Origin of the sequence: Paenibacillus pinihumi DSM 23905 = JCM 16419 (assembly GCF_000422505.1) — a bacterium.
Taxonomy (GTDB): Bacteria; Bacillota; Bacilli; order Paenibacillales; family Paenibacillaceae; genus Paenibacillus_D; species Paenibacillus_D pinihumi.
Genome location: NZ_AULX01000029.1, coordinates 56945 through 78140, shown reverse-complemented (window position 1 = coordinate 78140; position 21196 = coordinate 56945). Strand labels below are relative to the sequence as shown.

General features: G+C 39.3%; 28 protein-coding genes and 1 pseudogene. 19 read left to right on the top strand and 10 right to left on the bottom strand.

All coding sequences use genetic code 11. The features are described 5' to 3' along the window. Positions 1 to 8 precede the first annotated feature (8 nt). Positions 9 to 1298 carry an MFS transporter gene (locus H583_RS32605; protein ID WP_425414514.1) on the top strand — a complete coding sequence of 430 codons (1290 nt, stop codon included), beginning with the start codon at positions 9 to 11 and terminating at the stop codon, positions 1296 to 1298. Between the two features lie 48 nt (positions 1299 to 1346). Here H583_RS32605 and H583_RS32600 read toward each other — a convergent pair whose 3' ends face one another. Together H583_RS32600 and H583_RS0111140 are read right to left on the bottom strand one after the other, a co-directional pair. Next, positions 1347 to 1727: a hypothetical protein gene (locus H583_RS32600; protein WP_036709252.1), complete on the bottom strand. Its 381-nt coding sequence runs from the start codon at positions 1725 to 1727 to the stop codon at positions 1347 to 1349. Between the two features lie 109 nt (positions 1728 to 1836). Next, entirely contained in the window at positions 1837 to 2856 is a 1020-nt protein-coding gene (locus H583_RS0111140) for a matrixin family metalloprotease (protein ID WP_028560539.1), read from the bottom strand. 486 nt (positions 2857 to 3342) lie between these two features. On the opposite strand from H583_RS0111140, the gene H583_RS36605 reads away from it, so the two are divergent. Next, positions 3343 to 3522 carry a hypothetical protein gene (locus H583_RS36605; protein ID WP_054709648.1) on the top strand — a complete coding sequence of 60 codons (180 nt, stop codon included), beginning with the start codon at positions 3343 to 3345 and terminating at the stop codon, positions 3520 to 3522. Between the two features lie 78 nt (positions 3523 to 3600). On the opposite strand, the gene H583_RS37175 is transcribed toward H583_RS36605, so the two are convergent. The 4 genes from H583_RS37175 to H583_RS0111115 form a co-directional block, all read right to left on the bottom strand. Continuing rightward, positions 3601 to 3768, bottom strand: a complete 168-nt coding sequence (locus H583_RS37175) for a hypothetical protein (RefSeq protein ID WP_169456483.1) — start codon at positions 3766 to 3768, stop codon at positions 3601 to 3603. Positions 3769 to 4451: 683 nt separating this feature from the next. Then, positions 4452 to 4661 (bottom strand): hypothetical protein, encoded by a 210-nt coding sequence (locus tag H583_RS32595; RefSeq protein ID WP_211228331.1) that lies wholly within the window; start codon positions 4659 to 4661, stop codon positions 4452 to 4454. Positions 4662 to 4981: 320 nt separating this feature from the next. Then, positions 4982 to 5371 carry a pepsin/retropepsin-like aspartic protease family protein gene (locus H583_RS0111120; protein WP_028560538.1) on the bottom strand — a complete coding sequence of 130 codons (390 nt, stop codon included), beginning with the start codon at positions 5369 to 5371 and terminating at the stop codon, positions 4982 to 4984. Beyond that, positions 5368 to 5658: a hypothetical protein gene (locus tag H583_RS0111115; protein ID WP_245585897.1), complete on the bottom strand. Its 291-nt coding sequence runs from the start codon at positions 5656 to 5658 to the stop codon at positions 5368 to 5370. Before H583_RS0111115 ends, H583_RS0111120 begins: the two co-directional genes overlap by 4 nt. 201 nt (positions 5659 to 5859) lie before the next feature. Here H583_RS0111115 and H583_RS0111110 point away from each other — a divergent pair, with 201 nt between their 5' ends. Beyond that, positions 5860 to 6150: a hypothetical protein gene (locus H583_RS0111110; protein WP_028560536.1), complete on the top strand. Its 291-nt coding sequence runs from the start codon at positions 5860 to 5862 to the stop codon at positions 6148 to 6150. 411 nt (positions 6151 to 6561) lie between these two features. Here H583_RS0111110 and H583_RS0111105 read toward each other — a convergent pair whose 3' ends face one another. Together H583_RS0111105 and H583_RS0111100 are read right to left on the bottom strand one after the other, a co-directional pair. Beyond that, positions 6562 to 7029 carry a DinB family protein gene (locus tag H583_RS0111105; protein ID WP_028560535.1) on the bottom strand — a complete coding sequence of 156 codons (468 nt, stop codon included), beginning with the start codon at positions 7027 to 7029 and terminating at the stop codon, positions 6562 to 6564. Between the two features lie 286 nt (positions 7030 to 7315). Then, positions 7316 to 7777 carry a MarR family winged helix-turn-helix transcriptional regulator gene (locus tag H583_RS0111100; protein WP_028560534.1) on the bottom strand — a complete coding sequence of 154 codons (462 nt, stop codon included), beginning with the start codon at positions 7775 to 7777 and terminating at the stop codon, positions 7316 to 7318. Positions 7778 to 7813: 36 nt separating this feature from the next. Here H583_RS0111100 and H583_RS0111095 point away from each other — a divergent pair, with 36 nt between their 5' ends. The 9 genes from H583_RS0111095 to H583_RS0111050 all read left to right on the top strand — a co-directional run bounded on the left by H583_RS0111095 (position 7814) and on the right by H583_RS0111050 (position 13702). Then, positions 7814 to 8038 carry an SDR family NAD(P)-dependent oxidoreductase gene (locus tag H583_RS0111095; protein ID WP_028560533.1) on the top strand — a complete coding sequence of 75 codons (225 nt, stop codon included), beginning with the start codon at positions 7814 to 7816 and terminating at the stop codon, positions 8036 to 8038. A gap of 290 nt (positions 8039 to 8328) precedes the next feature. Continuing rightward, positions 8329 to 8607, top strand: coding sequence for a hypothetical protein (locus H583_RS0111090; RefSeq protein WP_028560532.1), 279 nt, complete (start codon positions 8329 to 8331; stop codon positions 8605 to 8607). 25 nt (positions 8608 to 8632) lie between these two features. Beyond that, positions 8633 to 8908: a hypothetical protein gene (locus H583_RS0111085; protein ID WP_028560531.1), complete on the top strand. Its 276-nt coding sequence runs from the start codon at positions 8633 to 8635 to the stop codon at positions 8906 to 8908. A 584-nt stretch (positions 8909 to 9492) separates the two neighbouring features. Then, a complete protein-coding gene (locus tag H583_RS36600) occupies positions 9493 to 10338 on the top strand; it encodes a hypothetical protein (protein WP_154665861.1) in 846 nt (281 codons plus the stop codon). 9 nt (positions 10339 to 10347) lie between these two features. Beyond that, on the top strand, positions 10348 to 11025 hold the full coding sequence (locus tag H583_RS0111075; RefSeq protein ID WP_028560529.1) for an ATP-binding cassette domain-containing protein: 678 nt from the start codon (positions 10348 to 10350) through the stop codon (positions 11023 to 11025). Position 11026: 1 nt separating this feature from the next. Further along, positions 11027 to 11545, top strand: coding sequence for a stage II sporulation protein M (locus H583_RS0111070; protein ID WP_028560528.1), 519 nt, complete (start codon positions 11027 to 11029; stop codon positions 11543 to 11545). 543 nt (positions 11546 to 12088) lie between these two features. Beyond that, positions 12089 to 12850, top strand: a complete 762-nt coding sequence (locus H583_RS0111060; protein ID WP_028560526.1) for a hypothetical protein — start codon at positions 12089 to 12091, stop codon at positions 12848 to 12850. Further along, positions 12847 to 13497, top strand: coding sequence for an ATP-binding cassette domain-containing protein (locus H583_RS0111055; protein ID WP_028560525.1), 651 nt, complete (start codon positions 12847 to 12849; stop codon positions 13495 to 13497). Before H583_RS0111060 ends, H583_RS0111055 begins: the two co-directional genes overlap by 4 nt. A 16-nt stretch (positions 13498 to 13513) precedes the next feature. Then, positions 13514 to 13702, top strand: a complete 189-nt coding sequence (locus H583_RS0111050; RefSeq protein WP_028560524.1) for a DUF4177 domain-containing protein — start codon at positions 13514 to 13516, stop codon at positions 13700 to 13702. A 140-nt stretch (positions 13703 to 13842) separates the two neighbouring features. Here H583_RS0111050 and H583_RS37570 read toward each other — a convergent pair. Next, positions 13843 to 14244 (bottom strand): annotated as a pseudogene (locus H583_RS37570) (MarR family winged helix-turn-helix transcriptional regulator). A gap of 298 nt (positions 14245 to 14542) precedes the next feature. On the opposite strand from H583_RS37570, the gene H583_RS0111040 reads away from it, so the two are divergent. After that, the gene (locus tag H583_RS0111040) at positions 14543 to 16129 is read left to right on the top strand and encodes an RNA-directed DNA polymerase (RefSeq protein WP_028560523.1); all 1587 of its coding nucleotides are present in this window, start codon (positions 14543 to 14545) and stop codon (positions 16127 to 16129) included. Between the two features lie 424 nt (positions 16130 to 16553). After that, on the top strand, positions 16554 to 17375 hold the full coding sequence (locus H583_RS0111035) for a hypothetical protein (protein WP_028560522.1): 822 nt from the start codon (positions 16554 to 16556) through the stop codon (positions 17373 to 17375). A gap of 300 nt (positions 17376 to 17675) precedes the next feature. Here the strand turns inward: H583_RS0111035 and H583_RS0111030 are convergent, their stop codons facing one another. Then, complete coding sequence (locus H583_RS0111030; RefSeq protein ID WP_028560521.1) at positions 17676 to 17903, bottom strand: helix-turn-helix domain-containing protein; 228 nt, start codon at positions 17901 to 17903, stop codon at positions 17676 to 17678. Between the two features lie 201 nt (positions 17904 to 18104). On the opposite strand from H583_RS0111030, the gene H583_RS0111025 reads away from it, so the two are divergent. From H583_RS0111025 to H583_RS0111005, 5 genes are all read left to right on the top strand, one after another. Continuing rightward, the gene (locus H583_RS0111025) at positions 18105 to 18356 is read left to right on the top strand and encodes a hypothetical protein (RefSeq protein ID WP_028560520.1); all 252 of its coding nucleotides are present in this window, start codon (positions 18105 to 18107) and stop codon (positions 18354 to 18356) included. 156 nt (positions 18357 to 18512) lie between these two features. Further along, positions 18513 to 19712 carry a GTP-binding protein gene (locus tag H583_RS0111020; RefSeq protein WP_028560519.1) on the top strand — a complete coding sequence of 400 codons (1200 nt, stop codon included), beginning with the start codon at positions 18513 to 18515 and terminating at the stop codon, positions 19710 to 19712. A gap of 104 nt (positions 19713 to 19816) precedes the next feature. Next, positions 19817 to 20086 carry a 30S ribosomal protein S14 gene (gene rpsN, locus H583_RS0111015; RefSeq protein ID WP_028560518.1) on the top strand — a complete coding sequence of 90 codons (270 nt, stop codon included), beginning with the start codon at positions 19817 to 19819 and terminating at the stop codon, positions 20084 to 20086. Positions 20087 to 20125: 39 nt separating this feature from the next. Beyond that, complete coding sequence (locus H583_RS0111010; protein ID WP_036709248.1) at positions 20126 to 20524, top strand: DUF3024 domain-containing protein; 399 nt, start codon at positions 20126 to 20128, stop codon at positions 20522 to 20524. A 216-nt stretch (positions 20525 to 20740) separates the two neighbouring features. Beyond that, positions 20741 to 21190 (top strand): GNAT family N-acetyltransferase, encoded by a 450-nt coding sequence (locus H583_RS0111005; RefSeq protein WP_028560516.1) that lies wholly within the window; start codon positions 20741 to 20743, stop codon positions 21188 to 21190. Positions 21191 to 21196: the final 6 nt, after the last annotated feature.

Below are 21196 nucleotides of genomic sequence, written 5' to 3'. Positions count from 1 at the left end.
GGGAAGCCTTGACGACGATCGAACAATCAAAGACGATAGCAAAGCCCGGCGCGGCGGTTCAGCCGGAATCATCCCAAGATGAGGTCCGGCCCGCATCTGAGCTGAAGACGGTTTATCCCATTCTCGGGCTGGTCGGCGGGGCCCATCTTATTAATGATTCGCTGCAAGCGGTCATTCCGGCCTCGTATCCGGTACTCCAGCAATCGCTCGGCCTGACGTTTACGCAGCTTGGCATGATTACGTTTGTTCTCTATGTGACGTCTTCCGTTATTCAGCCCTTTGTCGGAGCGATTGCGGATAAACGGCCCACACCGCTGATCCTGCCTCTCGGAATGCTGATGGCGCTTATCGGAATGCTCGGGATCGGGATCGCACCGGGTTATCTTGCAACGCTTGGTGCTGTAGTTTTCGTTGGTGTGGCTTCGGCCATGTTCCACCCGGAAGGAGCGCGCATCGCTTATTTGGCGGCAGGGCCGCGCAGAGGGCTGGCCCAGTCGATCTTTCAGGTCGGGGGCAATATCGGAAGCGCGATGGCGCCGATTATGACAGCCTTTATCTTTTTTCCGTTCGGGCAACGGGGCGCCTTGTGGTTCATGATTATTGCCGGAACTGGCGTCATCATCCAATTGTTTGTGGCCAGATGGTACCGCGCCCAGCTGCTTTTGCAATCTGGCGTGCGCCCAGCGAAGAGAGCGGCGGACGCCAGGCAGAGCGGACAGGTGAAAAAGTCGGTGCTGCTCGTTGTGCTTCTTGTCTTTGCCCGCTCCTGGTTTGCCGCCAGCATCGGTACGTATTTTGTCTTTTACTTAATTGAGAAATTCCAATTGTCCATTCCCCAGTCGCAAATTTATATTTTCTTGTACATGGGTGCGGGGATTATCGGGACACTGCTCGGCGGACCGTTGTCGGACCGCTTCGGACGCCGCAATCTCATTTTGTTTTCGCTGCTGGGTGCCGCCCCGTTTGCGATTATATTGCCCTTTGCCGGGGCGATTGCCGCTTATCCGCTGCTGTTCCTGATTGGATTGATCAATCATAGCAGCTTTTCGGTTACGGTCGTTTACGTACAGGAAATGCTTCCGGGCAAGGTAGGAATGGTGTCCGGACTTATTACAGGGCTTGCCTTCGGCATGGGGGCGCTGGGCACAGTGGTGCTCGGTATGCTGATTGATTTGACCAGTCTTCAGACCGTTATTGTGGCCTGCTCCTTTATGCCGCTGCTTGGCTTGATGGGTTTCCTGCTGCCGGGTGATAAGAGAAAGGATAAAGCGGCAACAGGGAAGGGGTTGAGTGTATAAGGGAACGGGCAGAGCTTGTATGGTGTGGATGTGCAAAGAAAAGCGAAGTTATGGCAAAACAGCTTTGAGGTATTTACCCTCACGCACTTCAACAGCAATCGCTTGCTTCGTATCCACATTCTTGATTGACCAAAGCTTGGTTCCTTTTTTAAAATAGTTCGAAAAGTTATCCGGGGTGTCCGCGGGCTCATCGGTTGAATAGTTCAGAATTTTACCTATTTCTCTGTCTACTTCATGAATAAGTTCGATTGTGGCTTTATACTGCTGATTATTCCATACGATCAGAGGGTAGGGGAAAGAGGATTGGGATTGGGTTTTGTCTTGTGAAGTTTTCGGCTGGTTATTTGCCGGACTTCCTGTCTTGTCGTTGATTCCGGAGCATGCGCTCGTCACCAGAACAATGAACAGGACTGCCATGATTCTAATCATGATCATCGCCTCCTATTATTTGGACGTGATGAATGTAAGAATTGTTACGGTGTGGTGTTTAAATCCCTCTCTGCAAGCGGAGAGGGATTTATTTCTTTTTATAATAGGATTATTCAATCGAATTCAGCTCGATGTTGTTGGCAATATTGAAGAAGGTGCCGCCTTCATTCAGGAAAATGCCATCATCCTCATTTATAGGAATAAAGGTATTTGCACCAATTTTTTTCAGAAACAATACGACTTCCTGTTCTTTCTTTAAATGAGTGGAGGAATCCGAGTATACGGTGACTACTCCGTCTGTACCTCCCATTTGGGAAACTGTAATCTGTTGATTCACGCAGGCAGGATCACCTTTGATTACTTCTGATACCGTTATACTAACCTCGGTTGAATACCCCGGATAATCTCCCGTTTTAAGCGTGCTTCCCTTTTCTTTAGAAACGGTCCCCTTGACAACGAGCTCGGCTGCTTGGGATAGTGCTTCTTCGTCCTCATAATAAACGGACCAGGAGGGGTGGAGGTAGATTCCGTCTTCCTGTGAAGCAATGCCTTTTGAATCTGGTGCTGCCGCAGGCAGAATTGGATACAACTGATTAACAACCGCAATATCACTGGACGAAGGATTAAGTGCCCTTGCAGGAGTGCCATTACTATTAAAAGTGTACGGGTGCATAATAGAGCTGGTCTCCAATAATGAAGTATGGTTCAATCCCAGTGAATGCCCGATTTCATGACCTGTTAGACCGGCCTTGATGCTGCTTGTATACTTGTTGTCTTGCGTGTAATACGTATTCAGATTTATAGTGGCTTTCGTAATAATGCCATTGGCAACCGTATAGGTACACAGCCCGTCCCAGGTTACGCTTGAGTTTTTAACATCATAAGCATAGTAAATCGAGCTGCTGCCCTGGGAAGTTGACAGATTGAAGCTGGTATTGGTTCTCCATTTTGCAGCGCCGCTGCTCCAGGCCGTAAAGTTTGCACTGGAAGAAGGGACGTACATCGTTTGTGTCCGGTTTGCCCATTTGCCAAAAGTAGTTACAGTTGCAGAAGCAGGTGTACTGCTTAGCAGCAATGAAAGGCTTGCCAAGATTGCAGTAACACTGACCAAAAGCTTCTTTTTCCGCATCGTTTTCCTCCTCATTTCTCTGATTTTGTTTTCCAACAAAATCTCGTAATGGTTACTACTGTAAATGATATAAGAGATGACACTATAAATCTATGATTAAATGGTCCTTCTTTTTTTAGATTGAAATTCTGTCGACAAAGAAATGCTTAGCAAATGAATTGCATTTTCAAGGAGATGTGGTTTGAAACGCACCCATTTTAAAAAGGCTGAAACCCTTGAATTCATTGGGGGTTCGAATTTTGAGATTGAACCAGGATGAAGCGTTGAAAGACTCTGTGTGGCAAATGTGGGGCTTTGATGGCGGATGTGAGTAGTCAAGGTGTACTTGACAACTGGATAAGTAGTTGTTGAATCTGTAAATTTGGCTTATAGGTTGCCTTGATAATGTTAATTTAGAAAGAACTATTCGGAAATACCGAATAGTTTTTTCTATTTTCTATATGTAAAGCGTAAAGTAAATGTCGAAAGAAGGAGAAACCCCGGTAATTGTGGAATTTAGCAATGTTGTGCTTAGAACAATGGGGGTTGACGAAAGAGGGCTTAAGATACATGCCAGAAAAGTTTTTAAGTAGCCAATTATCTATAAATGTCAAAGAAAAATCAAGTATGATTTGGAACAATGCAAACAATAGTCCCTTTAGGTTTGATTCTCTTTTGGATGGGTAACATTCGTTTCCATCTTTTCTGTAGGAATGCCTAGTTATGTTGCCGAGACGAATAACGTCGGAAACTCCTACAATATGGTCAGTCCGTTTTTCTGAAAATTTTTTTTACTGAAGAAAATATTTTTACTCTTATTTTATTGAAGAAGTCACTTAGATATTTATTGACTAGAAAACCTACCAAAGCAAAGAGTAGTGAAATAGCTATTATAAGCACAAATAGCTTTAGTCCTGTTGCTATCGATTCCATTGATTCAGCGCCTCCTTTTCATTAATGATTATATACATAACATCCAATTTTAATCCAGTATCAGGGAAAAGAATCAGTTTCAAAAGAAAGTCTTATTTTATAGAATGTGATATTTACACTTTCGTAGTAGTAGGTCAGCCAGATTTAATCTGGTTGGCCTATTTTTATAAACGTCTTACGATGGGGGCAGCCGAGAGAACGTGGTGCTATTAGAGGCTGTAGATGTAGATCCCGTTAAAAATTTGTTCTCTACCGTTTCTTCATAGCTTTAGTATAACTTATTTATCGCCTCCTTGTGTCTCAGCTTATGGGTTCATAATAACAGACCTCGCATCACGAGCGAAGCTATGGGTTTGGAACCCTTTTGGGATTGCCGGCTAAATGCACAAGAGTAGATGACATGGGGCCGTTAACTGGATTAACTGTCTCGAAAGGGATGAGTATGCTGCAGGCATTTACGGATGGAAATGAGCCCTACGGAAAAATCGTCAGTATCATGTATATGGAGGAAGGCATTAAGCTACAGCAAGTACTTCGCACATCTCTTTGACGGTCCATCGATCCCGTCGTTCACGGATGTAAGCATAGAGCTGGCATGCCTTTAGCGCTTCCGGTCTTTTGCGAAAAACCGAGTGCGTCCTTGAGAATTTCATTCGCGCTGCGCAACTCGCCTATTTCTCTTTCTAATTCGATTTCACGCGCAGTCTTATCGGCAGATGCATAAGCGCGCCCGCTCCCGATATGCGCTCCATCGCCGTGCAGGGTTCTTCGCTTTCTTCAATCCTGCAAGGTGTGGTATAGGCTACGCCTAACTGCTCAGCGGCTTTCTTTGGTCCAATCTCATCGCTCAATCTTACTGCTTCTTCTTTAAATGCTTTGTCGTACCGATTCATTGTTTCTCATCCCCTCGTTAGCTTTCATTTTATTTCATACGAGGGTGTTTTTCGACTGCACTTTTATCGTAGCACTCCAGGTTTTGGGATGGATAGCTAACATTAATGAAGGCACTTCTATGGCTTGATGTAGTCATAGAAGTGCTTTTTGTGTCGTATTAATGACTACTGGAAATGCTAAAAGTGAACAAAGGATATTGCAAACTAAAAATCTTAGGTCAAATTTGGATTTCTTTGGGAAGTACATTATTTAGGTTCACTGCGCCTAGCGCAAAACAGACCAGGCGATAGCTGTCCAGTGATGGATGGCATCGCTTGGTCTATTTTTCAAGTTCGATATTCAAGGTTTCGAAATTCACTTTGCATTTGGCTCTTATCATAAAATCAATACCAACAATTCCGTCAAAGCCATAAGGCTCCTGAATCGAGCCGAGCTGAATCGGGAAATCAGTTAGTGCAATATTTTCAATACAAAGGTCAGTAATCTTCTGCTCATAGCATATTTCGCTTGTCCCTCCAACCCCATACATCCGCTTAGCTCGTCCATTTATAAAATCAATGTGGATACCTATTGCAGCTAATGCATCGGTGTCAAAAACCGTTGCTGCACAGCCTGTATCGAATAGAACATTATGCAAAATGATAGAGTGGTCATTTCTATTTAAGGTCAGAGAAACAATGGGTAAGCTATGCCTTAATTTTAATTTCATGTCCGCTGCCGCACTCCTGAGAAAAACTCCTCGACCACTTCAACATCACTTCTGCTCGTATGGAATACATACAACTCTCGTGTCGGATGGAGCTTGTGTAGTTCTTTATAGCCACCCCATGCTTCTTGCGGATTATCGTAGTCTTGAATAACTGCCATATCCTCTAGTTGACGTACACGGTTGCTGGAGCTTACCTTGATTGCCTCAACCAGCACAAAACGACTTGGATGCAACTCTGTAATCTCTCCCCATTTCATCGGCTTCACCTCGCTTGAAATTGTAGTCATCCTATTATAACATAGTTAACTTCGGATAAAGGAAGTGAGTGCAGTGAATGTAATTATATGGTATAATTAGTGCACAATACCTGATTTCAGAAGTGTATCTAAGACTAACAAATCAGTCAGATGGAATTGATTAAATTGATTGCAGTTGGTAGTGGTATTCTTGCGGGATTAGTGGATTCGTTTTGGGTTGGAGAATTCAACATGGACCGTGGAAAGGCTTGGAGTAATCAAATAACAAATGATTTTGTTATGAAAGTAGTTAAGGCACAAGGCTATGAGGGTAATAGACTTGATGGAGCTATTAAGTTTTTAGAAGGTAAATTTCACATTCCTGGTGATAATATATGGAAGGGGAAAAATGTGGGCATCTCAGCTAAAAGCCATCACCTAGACGATTTAGCTCATCATCCAACTCCAATTGGTTTGTTTTTTTCAATATTAACTCAGTTTACAAAGACAGGGTACTTTCGCATAAAGAGCAACTTATCTTAATAACCGAGAATACTAATGACATAGTAAGATAAATAAATGCTCAGGACGAGAAAATAAATATTCTTGAGGAAGAAATCAGCATTTTAAAGAGTTTTATGAAAAATAAAAAGAACAAAATAATATCTAATCTGGCTCTAATTTTCGCAATTATTGCCTGTGTTTTTTCGGTATCACGTTTTTTTTGGTAGTCGTGTGAATATAACGATGTTCCAATAAAGAACGCAAAATAATTAAACCTAAAACATGGCTGACAGTATGTTAAGATTTGTCTGCTGTTTGACCTATTCTAATTTCTTTTCCCGATTGGGTGTTCGGGCGTACTTCAAACCACATCTCCAATGATAGATGGTATCTAACAATTGGGGTGCAGTTCAAAAAAAACGGTCAATTGAATATATTGTTTGTGTGGCCTCACTTTGTAAACAACCCTCTGCCAATTACATTTGCGGATATGGATTGTATTCCAATCTCTCTTGCCCATATGGATAACTGGCCCATATGATGAATTTCGTGAGCGATTAAATGGCGTAATATTTCACCTTTGGCATAACGTCCTTCAGTCCATGGGACGGTCACAATTTCGCTTTCCAAATCATTTGACCAGGTATCAAGGAACGCCTTCGTCTCTTCGATCCAAAAATCGGATAGTTTTTTTACTTGCTCCAATGTTTTATAGCTCTCATATTGAACTTGGATATCTGGCTTGCCTTGTATTCCGCGGATCCAGCTGTATTCTACATCTGAAATATGTAAAAGTGTATACAGCATGCTGCCTGCCCCGCCAATGCGATTACGGGTCAATTCTTCAGCCGGGACTTGTCTGCACAGTTCAAACCATTCATTTCTTACCATCCAGTTATAATGAAATAGCTTTATCAACGTATTCTCTCCTTATCCGTCATATAGGCGTTGCTTCACGAAGAAAATGATCAGCAAGCTTCTCGATTCCTTTCAATCCATGGGCCAATTATTCCTAGCTATGAAAATACTTTTAGTGTAGAACGTTCGTTCGAAACTAACAACTATTAATAATGTCAATTGGATTCTATTAGCTGCTGGAAAAGAAAGGGGGGATATAAATTCCGAGAGAACGCCACCGGAGTGGCGTTTTTTGTGCATGACAGTGTGTTTAGGCCAAGTCGGCAGGGAGGCCTATAGCATACTTCTAAAGACTCGAAAATCCATTTAGTTGTCTGAGAATCAGGGTGAATTCATGAAGCTGATTATCATTCAAGGCTGAGATCCGTTCAAAAAACATGTGCTCTTTTTCTTTGAGAGCCTGAATGTTCTGTTGCTGCCCGAGCTCTGTGAGCGAAAGCAGAATGGCTCGGCCATCATCGGGAGATGTCTCTCTTTTTACGTATCCAAGGGTTTCCAATTGTTTGACAAGGCGGCTTATGGAGCTGCGGTCCATGGCGGTTGAATCCGCCAGTGAAGCAGCGCTTGTTGGTCCATAAGAGTAAAGCCAGCGAATAATATGGAAGGAGGCGGGCTGCAAGGATGAATCAAACCGCACCGCGGCCTTGACGTTTAATGCATGTACAGCGCTGATAAGAGCATTAAGCTGCTTACCCAGAGCAAGCTCCAACTGTTCTCTTGAGTCAGCATGGTGTTGTTTATCTTCCATTCCAAAAAACATTGTACCATATAAAGGAGAATGGCCATGATGCCGACAAAACCGGTTGTCGTCATAACGGGTGCCACGAGCGGTCTTGGACAGCTTGCAGCCGTAGAATTGGCGAAACGCGATTTTCACCTTGTTCTGACAGCGAGAAGCAAAGAGCGTGCAGAAGCAACAAAGCGTTGTAACTCAGATTCGCATCGGTTCTGGAACGTCTTTTGGAGCTTTTTCGTATCGGTAATCCTCGCAGAGGCGCTGAGATCATGACCGCTTGGTCGTGGACCCCAAGTATCAAGAGGTGACGGGAGGATACTTCAATGTCGGGACGGGGGATTCCATAGATTGCTTCTCCACCCAGGACACTAGTCAAAATTTTGACAACATGATCAAAGGGATGACGTATTAGATACTTGAACGTGAAAAAAGAAATCGGGACTTTAATCCCACCCTAAAGATTATATAAATGTCTTAAAATTTTATAAATAACAAAAATTGGTTGACTTATATATAAGCATGTGACAAAATCTAATCAATCTTAGAGGAAAGGGGGGATATGAATGGTAAATGCAGCCCTGAAAAAAGATTCAAAGCTTTTTGTTGGAATGACCCTTGCTGTTGTCCTTGGTTCCATGTTGTTATTTGCATTTAATTTTGCTGCTATAAATTTGGGTCTGTCAGCTAGTACAGCTACTCTTCTTTATAATGCATTAAATGTAGTAGCTTGGGGAGCAACAGCAGCGGCAATTGTAGCCAGTTTTGGACTTGGAGCTATCGTAGCACAGTCAATTTGGTCCTATGTTAAGAAACATGCATTGAAGGAATTTATCCAATACTAAGCCAGTGGAAGGGGAGCGCTATAACGTGAAAGGAATTCTAAGAAAAGATTCAAAAGCAGTTCTGCTAGTTTCATTCAGCGTTTTACTGTCTGCAATTTTTCTTATGAATTTTCAATATGCTGCTGTTACAATCGGCATTAGTGAAGGATTGGCAACGAATATCTATTTTGCCCTTCAGTGGGTTAGTTGGGGAGCAACAGCAGCGGCAATTATAGCCAGTTTTGGTCTGGGAGCGGTTGTTGCCCAAGTCATTTGGCAAGCAGTGAAAAAACATACGCTTAAGCAATTCATTCAATGGTAATCTTTACTTAGCTATTAATGGAGCTTGGGCAGTGTTCCAGCACTCCCAAGCTCCCCTTCTTTCATAAACTGAGGTGAAAAATGAAAGTAAACATTTACGGGCTAATACTATTAAACGCATTTAGAGTTTATCAAACCCGAATCCATGAAAAAACAGAAAAAATATTCCCTGAGTTCAAGAACATTAGCAAATATGTGATCTATATGTATGTCCTTCTTCAAGCAGGAATAATTATCCTTCTTTTAAGTGTAAATTTTAAACAGGTAGATATAGTTAATAATATGACTTCTAAGTACAGCTTAGAGATTATTATGTTGAAGGTGTTTTTGGAACTAATACTATTACGCAATATAGGAAAGTTCTCATTTCCGAAGAAAATTCAAATGATATATGGTTTCCTTCCCTCAATATTTTTTATACTGTGCAGTACCTTCAAACATTTTTTTACTTTAATCCTCATTCAGCTCATTTGTCTGCAGTTGCTTAAGCCCGTCACTTTTTTGATTTTATTTGTTATAAGCTGCAGCATGATTTTCATTTTTTTGTATGCAAAAATGCAGTTATTCAAATTTACAGAAGGTTTGATGAGCGTAATTCTATACTCCGTTTCAATCATTTTATTTATTTTTGTTTTACAAGAAATATTGAAAATCATCAACATTGATCTCGAACTTACACTCAGACATATCATTACTTTTTGTAGTATGGCAGTCTTAACCGTTTTAACGTTGTTATGTTTAACATACTTATTTAAAAATGTAAATCAAACGAATTACATTCTCAAAAAAACTCATTCCCGCCGTTACGCGAAAATTTATATATTTGCAGTAGTTTTACTTACATTGATTTTGTTGTTAAGTGAAATGTTCGAATTAGTGGGTTCCATTCAGTATCCGTTAGTTTTAATGTCATTTTTATTAATAACTTTGCTGACCAAAATGGCATTTATAAATTTATTGACCTTGGAGACTTATGGTTATTTTCTTTTTTATCTTAAATCTGCCGAGACACCTCTGCAAGAAAATATCATTAAAAATATACAAATGAATAATTATTTAATTCTATTGCCAGTATTACTGATTCATCTTACTTACTTTTTAATTGCCGGAGATCCTGTTTTTACAGGAATTTTATTAGCTCTATACATATTGGATATTAAAGTAGATGAACTAGTGGTTTATATAACAAGAAAGGTAGTCAAAAAAAATGAACTGCCGAATTTATTCATTCATACGAAAAAAGGTCTGTCTACTGTTTTATTAATCGCGTTTATTCCAGTTGCACTGATTAGTTTTACGATCAAAAGCAATCAACCGGTTTCAGCTTCAATAGGGATATCTATATTTGTTTCTTTGCTTTTGTTGCTTGCTTGTGTATTTTTAATAGCTCGTATCTGGAAACAAAGCTTCTTCAAAGATTTATTTAAGTGAGGTATGATCATGCTTAAAATAAAGGATTTGAGTTATAACATTGAGGAAACTGCTATTTTGGAGCATCTTTCATTTTCAATTCCTGAAGGAAAAGTAACCGCAATTGTAGGACCAAACGGGGTTGGTAAGACCACCACTGTACAACTTTTGGCCAGCATGTTGCAGAGCAAAAATGAATCTGTTGAGAAACTATTGAAAGAGAAAAAGGTCATTTACCTTGACCTTGAATACTTAGTATTCGATGAATTGACAGCAGAGGAATTTATTCAATTGATTGCTGATTATAACAAAAAAACGAAACAGGAAATTCAAGCACTTCTTGAATACTTTGAACCACTGATGGTTAAAAGTTTTTTGAGTACTAAGCTGAAAGGTTTATCATTGGGACAAAAACAAAAATTGATCATTCTGACAGGCTTTCTTTCCAGAGCCGATGTTCTCATCTTTGATGAGCCCTTTAATGGTTTGGATTATAAGTCAGAAAAATATTTTAAAAAAATACTGGCAGATAATGAATACGGGTTTACGATCATTATTACTACGCATAACTTCATAGATCTGGAGACTTATACGGCTAAATGCATAGTAATGCAGAATAAGGCTAATTTAATCGAGATACCAAATAAAGCTGTTGATTTGTATAAGCAAGATTTATTCAAATATTTGGAGTTGGAACAGGAGTATTGAGATGAATTTGACATATAATATAAAAAGAGCAGAGATCTACAGGATTTCTATTTTTCTGCTTATATCTCTCATTATGGGGATTTTATTCGGCTCCCTTTTAGATATTGAACTGACCATCGACAAGGGGAATATTACAACAATAGATATATTCCTGAATAATTTAATGATAGGTCTCGCATTAGTTTTTCTTACCAGTTTCGTTTCGTATCCCATAATCTTATTTAATGGATTTTTTCTTGGGCTTAATATTTTTTTTGCAGTTCAATTATTTGGTTCATATAAAACATTTTTAACACTTATTTTTCATACTCCATTAGAAATGTTTGCATGGGTAATTTGCATTATAGCTTCCAAAAGGATGTTTATCTTTTATAAAGACTTATTAAAAAAACAATTTAACCTGGAGGCCTTACGCTATGTATTTAAATTCACGGGGGGGCTAATCGTAATCTATTTGGTAGCGGCAATTATTGAATATAACGCGTTTCACTTATTAGGAGGATCAAAGTGGTTAAATTAAAAGGTCAACAAAAAATTTTCTTGATTTTATTTACGCTGTGGTATTTGTTGTCTGTTCAGTTTGTAAGTCGGGAACTGGTAAAGCTCGAAGGGAATTTCATTAGTGAGAATAACATATTCAAATCAGAAGAGATCATGCTTGTTTTTTTAAATGTTGTCATTATGTTTTTTTCAGTGTTTTTTCTGTTATTTCAAGGATTCATCTACCGGTTTCTTCTCTTGTTATTTAAAAGCGAAAAATATCCTTCTGTCTTCACAAGTTTTTACTATTTAATTATTGGGTACCTGCCTGTCTCATTAACGATTATTGCTGTAAATTATATGGATAGTTTGGTTCTCTATAGCATGGCGACTAATATATATTTTAAGGTGATATCCGCAATCATAGTTAATTTGATTTACATTATTATTGTTGTGAGAAACGGATACATTGAATTGAAAAAGTCTCTACTTCTATGGGTATTTCTAACGCTTATTAATTTGTTGGTATTACTAATCAATTTTAAATAACGAAAATTTCAAAAAAACTTTATAGGAGAAATAAATGAGCAAAGAATTTTTTCTTTATTTTTATCGTCACAAACCGGTTATTATTTTGACTTGTCTTTTGATTTTGGGATGTTCCTTGCAATATCTTATATTGTCAGGAGACAACATTAATGCTGTCAAAGATGCTTTGTCAGTAAACTCTGAAGTCTTGATCTTTCAGAACTTCGCCATGGATACGATCTCTTTTTTATCACTGATATATTATATTTATTGTTCGTCATCTTCAATTATAAATGATAAAAAAAATGGGGTTTTGATCTATTCTTTTGTGAAAAATATTTCTACAGTGAAAGTTCTGTTAAACAAACTGATTGCAGCATATGCGTTCGTATTGACGAGTAATTTATTTTTAGTTTTGTCTATAAGTGTTGTCTCTCTATTTATTTACGGTGGAGATTCAGAAATGATTGCTAATGCTTTCTCTTTACTAATAATGAAGACCTATACTGCCGTTTTTTATGTTAACCTGGCAGTCCTTTTTGCTATATTGGTTAATAACTATGTGTTTGTTCTTTCCATTCTATTCATTGTTGAAATCGCAAAAGTGGGCTTATATAGCCTGCTGAAAGATCTCTTTATATCGCGATTTATTATTCTTAATCATCTTGATATCTCTTATTTTTTCAACCTGCCGTCCACTGGCGTTGACCGCGGCTATTCATTGCTGTTCACTTTATCCATGTACGTTATATATATGGCTATAATTTTGATGTTGTCTTATTTTATTTTCGATAGGAAAAGGGGGAAACTAATTTGACTATCGAAATAAGAAGCTTAAGTAAAAAAATGAATAATCATGTACTTTTCGATAACTTGAATTTCGATTTGAATCCGGGGAAAATCTATGGCGTTCTTGGGAAGAATGGAACAGGAAAGACAACTCTGTTAAAATTATTAAGCGGGTTAGAACCCGATGAAAATAATCAGACTATGAAATTATTTCCTGATGATTATTCCCCAATTGGAATACATATCGAAAGCCCCAAGTTGTATCCCTTTCTTTCCGGGAAAAAAAATATTCGGTTGTTCACATCTGATTTGCCAAAATCAAATTACGACCTGGATTTTTTAATAGAAGAGTTTCAACTTCAAAATTTCATTGATAAGAAAGTAAAAACTTATTCTTTAGGTACGAAACAAAAAATATCATTAATTATTGCAATAATGATGGCCGGCAAGTTTCTATTATTAGATGAACCGACCAATGGACTGGATGACGATAGCATACATGTATTCAAGTCATTGTTATTAAGCTTATCAAGTAAACACGGACTAATCATTTTAATTGCCACTCATGATAAGGATGAACTAATAGAAACTTTTGATCAATTATTTTATATTAGAAATGGTTCGTTAGAGAAAGTGGAATTATCTGAACGCAAAGTTACAGAACTTAATACATGAAGAGGATGAGATTAAATTGTATGAGTATAAATTTGTGAAAATTGAATTCACCAGAATTTCGAGTAAACCAAAAGTAAATTATCAGGATGTCATTGAGGAACATGCAAGAGAGGGATGGAGGTTTGTACAGTTGCTGGCACCAGGAATGGCAATTAACGGCGTAGGCTCCTATTACGATTTAATCTTTGAGCGGCCCAAAAAATGATGTCTGCGGTTTTTCCGGGGTCGCGCCGCGGAAGATAGACAAGCCTATTTACAATGTATGAAGGGTTTCATAACGGGGTTGTCCAGAAAGTCAGTGAAAACTGACCACTGGATACCCCGTTTTTTTATGCTACACAGCTCCTAAAGAATTGGAAACCCGTTTAATTGTCTGAGAGTCAGAGTAAAATCACGAAGCTGAGTATCACTAAAACTTGAGATCCGTTCAAAAAATGTGCTCTTTTTCTTGGAGAGCGTAAATGACCTTTTGCTGCTTAAACTCGGTAAGCGAGAGGAGAATGGAGCGGCTATCATCAGGAGATGCATCTCTTTTGACATATTCAAGGGACTCCAATTGTTTGACAAGGCTGCTTCGGCGCTGCGATCCATAGCAGTTGATTCGACTAGAGCCGCAGCGCTTGTCGGACCGTAAGAGTAGAGCCGGCGGAAAGTATGGAAGGAGGCGGGCTGCAAGGATGAATCAAACCCCGCCGCGGCCTTGACGTTAAATGCATGTACAGCGCTGATAAGAGCATTAAGCTGCACCTTCCTTGTATTGGGTAGAGCTAGTTGTTGACCGACACTTAACTGTCATTGATGGAATGTTCGCGAAAATCAATTTTTCAAAAGAGCTTCTGCTGATGTTTTGGCGGGAGTTTTTTGTTTAAAAGTATAAGATTAGTGATCGTCATATTCTTCCATTTAATAGTATAATAAAAGCATGCTTGAAAAAGGGTATTTATACGTAATGGTTCATTAATCAATAGTATTTCTTAGATTTACGAGTTTTGTGAATATTACGTTAGGTGAATTACCATAAATAATTAGGAGGTCAAATTTCAAAATGCTGAAACTAAAAGAAGAGTCCCTCAATTGGTCTTTGAATCATATTAATAAATATAGCGATTCCTATGTTTTTCCAAAACCTTTTGAATTTGAAGCAATTAATGAAAATTGGGATGATGTGAGAAGCTATCTATTAACAATTGATGTTTACTCTAATGGAGTTAGGCCATATAGAACTACTATTACGCCGAAGAGCAGTGTCGGCTTTAGAATATGTACTCAATTAGACCCATTAGATTCAATTGTGTATAGTGCATTGATTTATGAAATATACAAAGAAATCGAGAACAAAAGAATACCGGCTGCGAATGATGTTGTTTTTTCATTCAGGTTAAATCCTGAAAGTGAGGGAGCCCTGTTTGATTCGGAATATAATTGGAAGAAATTTGAGGATAAGACAAGAGATTTGTTGGAATCAGAAGAATATTCTTATGTGGTGATGACAGATATTACGGACTTTTATCCAAGTATATATCTACATAATATTGAGACTCATTTACGCGAATGTGTAAGATCAAGTGGAAAGAACGCTCATGCTGAAACTTTAATTAATATAATTAAGGCTATGCATATCAGCCAAACTCATAAAGGGCTTCCAATTGGTCCTCAGTTTAGCCGCCCGATAGCTGAGCTTATACTGAATGAGATTGATCAGATACTTATTGATAATGATATTGTGTTTATTAGATATGTGGATGATTATCGACTTTTCTGTAAATCTGAAAATGAGGCCTATAAATCTTTAGCATTTTTGGCACAAAAACTGTATGATATCTTAAACTTAAAATTAAATGAACAAAAAACTAAAATTTTGACGAAAGAAAGCTTTATTTCTAAGCACCTCTATTTATATAAGGATAGAGAAAAAGATAGAATAATTGAAGAGTTTTATGAATTATTAGATAAGCTGGGATTTAGTAGAGATTTCTACGAAGAGATCGATCTTACCTCTTTAGAAGAAGAAGAATTAGAAAAACTCCATGAGTTAAATATATTCGAATTATTAGAAGAGGAACTCAGTAAAGATGAGTTTGATATAGGCTTTGCTAAATTTTTAATCGGCAATTTAGCGCGCTTTGATAATACTGAAGTAGCAGAATTAGTATTGACAGAAGAAAATATGAGGAAGTTATTCCCTATTATTAAAACTATTATTAATCATCTTGAACTAGTTAGATCTTATAGTGAAGAACAAAAGCACGAAATAGGAAGTAAAGTGATAAGCTTACTTCAGAGTAGTTTTATGAGTGAGTTAGAATTTAATAGATCATGGCTATTGCATCTATTTTCTAATAATGATGAATGGAACAATAAACAATATTTTTCAGAGTTAATAAAGAAGTATGATGATAATTTCACAGTGAGAGAGCTGATTTTGAATTTAGGCAGATCAAAAAATTATAGATATTTTAGAGAAAACAAATTTAGTATTATTTCTGATCCTTGGGTTAAGAGAGCATTTTTAGTAGCAATTAGTTGCTTACCAAGGGATGAACGAAATCCATACTATAATTCAAGAAGTCTAACTCAAAGAGATATATTAGATCAAGTAGTTGAGAAATGGGCGCAGAAAAACTCTTTCTAAAATGCCTGCGAAGCATTGTACTTCACCTAAAACCATATTACACGAACCAATTTTGGTTCTTGAGAAATGCACGTAACTATTTTGTAGCAAGAGTTTTCCTTGTTTCTACAATTCTCTTTTGTTGCTTTTTTTCCATAAATTTGATTATCAGCTTAGATACACGAATCAGATGACCGAGGGTTATACGTAGAAAAAGAAATATGAACCTGATTTTTACGTGATATACGAAGCTTTTGATTACAGTATAAATTGGCTCAATTGGACAGTTAAATATATGCTGATAAGCAAGGGAAAACATTGAATTCAGGAATTGTATCCAATCTATAATAAGCGAAATAGAGAGATTTCAATTTAGGAAGAGTAAACAAAGTACATAAATCTGGTGCTATACGATAGAATTAAAAAAACATACATGGGGTGCCGAATGTATCATAATTTTGTGTTGGTGCAAAAAGTAAATGAACGCGCAGATTTTAAAGTTTATTTTGCAAATGGACAATATATCAATTGGACATACGAAACAATGAAAAATCCATCGACAAAGTTGAATAATCCAATGTTTCCCATAATCATTTCTGACGAGAATGTAACAATTCAAGAAAAGCCAAAAGGACGCGAGACAAGTTGTTATAGAATTTCAGAAAATAAAATTAGATTTATTGATGATTATGGAGTGCCAGAAGGCTTTCTTATATGCGTGACAGGTCCTGTGGGTTATATGCCTAAGTTGATAAAGTTTGGGCCAAAGCCTAACGTTTATATGGACGGGTTCTCTCATAAAAATCCTGGGATTTTTGACTTTTACGTTAACACAGCTACCAAAGAGGCATCAATCTTGGTTCATACAACTGAAAGGTCATTATTTAGTATGGCTGTTGATTTTGAAAGATATGATGGTGATTTTAGTGCACATCGAAAAACTAGTTACTATGATGCATTTGATTTAACAATAGCTTTGAATGCAGGAAGGTTTGAAACTGTAACAAAAAAAGATGTAAGGGATATCATCCCTAATATATTGGATTCACAATCTGAAGCTATTGTTGAAGTTATGAATGAGTTAATAAATCATTTAAATACAAAACAGGATAGTTGTATACCTAATAGTCTTAAATCAAAACTCGCTAATGTATTCAATGGTGTAATTTCAACATCATCTGCTACAGTAACAATAGTCGATTCATATATGAACAATGGAAGTGTTGGACAAATGATTAAAACATTAATAGAGTATTTTTCTCAATGATAGCAAGTTGGAAATCGCTGCATATTACCAAATTACTTCATTCTATCAATTTCCCAAGAACCATCAACCATTTTGCGTTGCAGGAGGAACGAGAGTTCTCAGAAAAGATATTGCATTGTAATCGACGGGAAATTATAAATATTTCCAGTGACTGTCAGTACCCGCGGCTGCTTGATCTATATTGAAAATATTAAAGCTTATTCCAAATTGATAGTCATGGGAATAAGCTTTTTTCATGCTTTTATGAATTTCTGATAAAAAAGTTCTTATTTAAAAGTGAAATACCCCATTATCCTAATCCTACTTTTCCGTTGCAGCTTCTTCAGACTCTACAGATACCAACAGCTGATCCACTGTAATATCTAAAGCATCGCAAATCTGCTCCAATGTACGAATATATACTCTATCTACAGAATCCGAACAGAGATGGTTTATTGTTGCAGGGCGCATATTCATTTTAAGGGAAAGCTGGCGCTGGCTTATTCCCTTTTCCTCCAGAATTTCTTTCAAACGGATTTTGATTTTCAAAATTAATTCCTCCATAAATAAATACTTACGTTAGGGCTCTATGCATCTGAAATTACTATAGCATAAGCTAAAAATATTATCATTGATAATTACTCTTAAAAGTAATATAATGTTTATATACTCTTAAGAGTAATATTGTGAACAACTCAAGGAAATAAAATGTAATTGTTATGCTCCCATTATTCAATCAGGCGGTGAATCATGAAACAAATGGACACGTACAACCTTTATATTGAACAGGAAGACAACTACTACAAGCAGTTGGAAACGATAGAACAATGCCAGAGCGCCATATTTGATTACATTTATCGTAGCGGCAGCCGATGTGACAAATTAACTGTACAAGATATTCTGCTCAGTGTCCATCATTTAGAAGATTCCATTCGTGTACAGCTGCTTCATTTGAAGCTGGAAAAAGCCTATTTAGCTTATGTAATGAAGAAGCCCACTTAACTGACCATAATAAAAGGTAACCATATCAATTCAACAATTCATACATAAAAGCAATGCTACCTGACATGCCTCACACCACCCCCTGTTGACAGTCCGGCAAAACCTCTGTATATTTTATTAATAGTAATAATTACAATTAAATGAGGTGTTGAAAACATGAGCACACAGACAATGGAAAATAAAATTCCGGTCACCGTGTTGAGCGGCTATCTGGGAGCGGGGAAAACGACAATTCTCAACCATGTGCTGAACAATCGTGAAGGTCTCCGGGTGGCGGTCATTGTCAACGACCTCAGCGAGGTCAACATTGACGCAGAGCTGGTGAAGGGCGGAGGCGGGCTAAGCCGCACAGAGGAAAAGCTGGTGGAAATGTCCAACGGCTGCATCTGCTGCACATTACGGGATGATCTGCTGAAGGAGGTCGAGCGGCTGGCGCTGGAGAAGCGATTTGACTACATATTGATTGAATCCACAGGTGTAGGCGAGCCGCTTCCCGTGGCCCAGACCTTCACTTACGTGGATGAAGAACAGAATATCGACCTGTCGAAGCTGACCCGGCTGGATTGCATGGTAACGGTTGTGGATGCGGGGTCCTTCTGGAAAGATTATCACACACGGGAAAGTCTCATGGATCGTGGCCAGGAAGCAGGGGAAGGGGATAATCGCGGCGTTGTCGACTTGCTGATTGATCAGGTGGAGTTCTGCGATGTGCTCATTATGAACAAATGCGATATGGTGAGCGACAGCGAGCTTGAGAAGCTGGAAACGGCTTTAAGAGGGCTTCAGCCGAGAGCGAAACTGATCCGTACTTCAAATGGGGTTGTAAATCCGCAGGAAATTTTGAACACCTGCCTGTTCGATTTTGAAGCCGCCAGCCGCTCGGCGGGCTGGATTCGGGAGCTGGAGAAGGAGCATCATACACCGGAAACCGAAGAATACGGCATATCTTCATTTGTATATTTGAGGAAAAGGCCGTTCCACCCGGAACGCCTGCGGAAATGGATGGGCAAGTGGCCGGAGTCTGTTGTCCGCTCCAAGGGCATTGTGTGGCTGGCAACCCGCAACAATATGGCATTGTCTTTCAGCCAGGCCGGGATATCCTTGCAACTGTCCCCTGCGGGACTTTGGGTATCCGCATTGTCGGAAGAGGAGCGGTTCGCTTATTTCGGAAATGATGTTCCAAAACCTGCGGATTGGGATGAACAGTGGGGCGACCGGGTAAACAAGCTTGTATTCATCGGTGTTCAGATGGACCGTGAGGAAATCATCCGTACATTGGATGAGACGCTGCTGACTGACACTGAAATGGTGGCAGGCAATTGGCGGGAATTGGCCGATCCGCTGCCCAAATTTTAATCAACTATGAATGCAGCAGGCATGCCAATCATTTGGAGCCGGACAAGACAAAACAATTTGCATCTGTTATAAATAGTAAAAATTACAATAAAAGGACGGTTATTATGGCAAAGAAATCGAAGGTCATCAAGGAACGAAAAAGACAAGCTCTCGTCGCGAAGTATGCAGAGCTAAGAAAGCAGCTTAAGGAGCAGGGGAACTACGAAGCATTAAGCAAGCTGCCCCGTGATTCTTCGGCGACCCGGCTTCATAACCGCTGTGAGTTGACAGGCAGGCCGCATGGCTATTTGCGCAAATTCCGGGTTTCCCGTATTGTATTTAGAGAGCTGGCTTACAAAGGACAAATTCCGGGTGTGACCAAATCCAGTTGGTAAGCGGCTTACATGAAGGGCTTGGTTGGGGGATGTCAGACGATGGATCAAAATCTTTTATTAGATGGAAAGAGAGAACCGGAGGTGAAGCCGCCTGATGGGACTGCCGGGCTGGACCTGTTCACGAAGTGCAGAATTGAAGCGGTCATGGACGGCTACATTGCGACCAAAGTGCCTCGTCATGTAAGAGACCTGGTGCGGTTGGTGTATGAATGGAAGGAGAACCTTCTGACTCTTTACGAAGAGCGGCCTTCCGGCCACAGGTATACATGGGAGAGAACCGGAATTGTCCGCTTTGAGCTTGCCCGGTATAAATGGAGCGTCTATGCGCGGGATGAAGAGGATAAATGGAAGCGGGTTGATTGTATCGATCCTGCAGAAGATTTTGAACGTCAGCTTGAGCTGGTGGAACAGGACAACACAGGTCTGTTCTGGAAATAAATATTTCTGCATCAGAGTAACAAAAGGGCCGGTTCCTTCATTTTGGGGATCGGTTTTTTAATGTTTGTACTTTGCTTTGTACTTTGCTCTATACGACAGGGTACCCAAGCAGAGGCCATCCCTGACCGAAAAAATGGTATAATCAAACAGAATCAAATTTCCCAAAGACATGTCGAGCTGCTGTCATCATTCATTTACATAAGGAGTGCATTTGCCATGATTTTCAGAAAAGCGACCCTAGAAGATTTGCCGGCTATCGTCCGGATGCTTGCTGATGATGAGCTGGGGGCAAAGCGTGAACGTTATGAAGATCCATTGCCGGTGGAGTATTATGAGGCATTCGCTGATATGGAAGCCCAAGGCGGAAACCAGATTATTGTGGCGGTTGAAGACGAAGCGGTGATCGGCTGCCTCCAGTTAACGATTATTCCCGGATTATCGAGACTTGGCATGAAGCGGTCGCAAATTGAGGGCGTCCGTGTCGATCAGCAGCACCGGGGCAAAAAAATAGGCGAGGCTCTAATTCAAGAAGCAATTGCGGTTTCCAGGGCTGAGCGATGCAGCCTGGTGCAGCTGACAACGGATAAACAGCGCGTCGATGCCCACCGGTTTTATCATCGTCTCGGATTTGTATCGAGCCATGAGGGCATGAAGCTGAACTTATAAACTCGG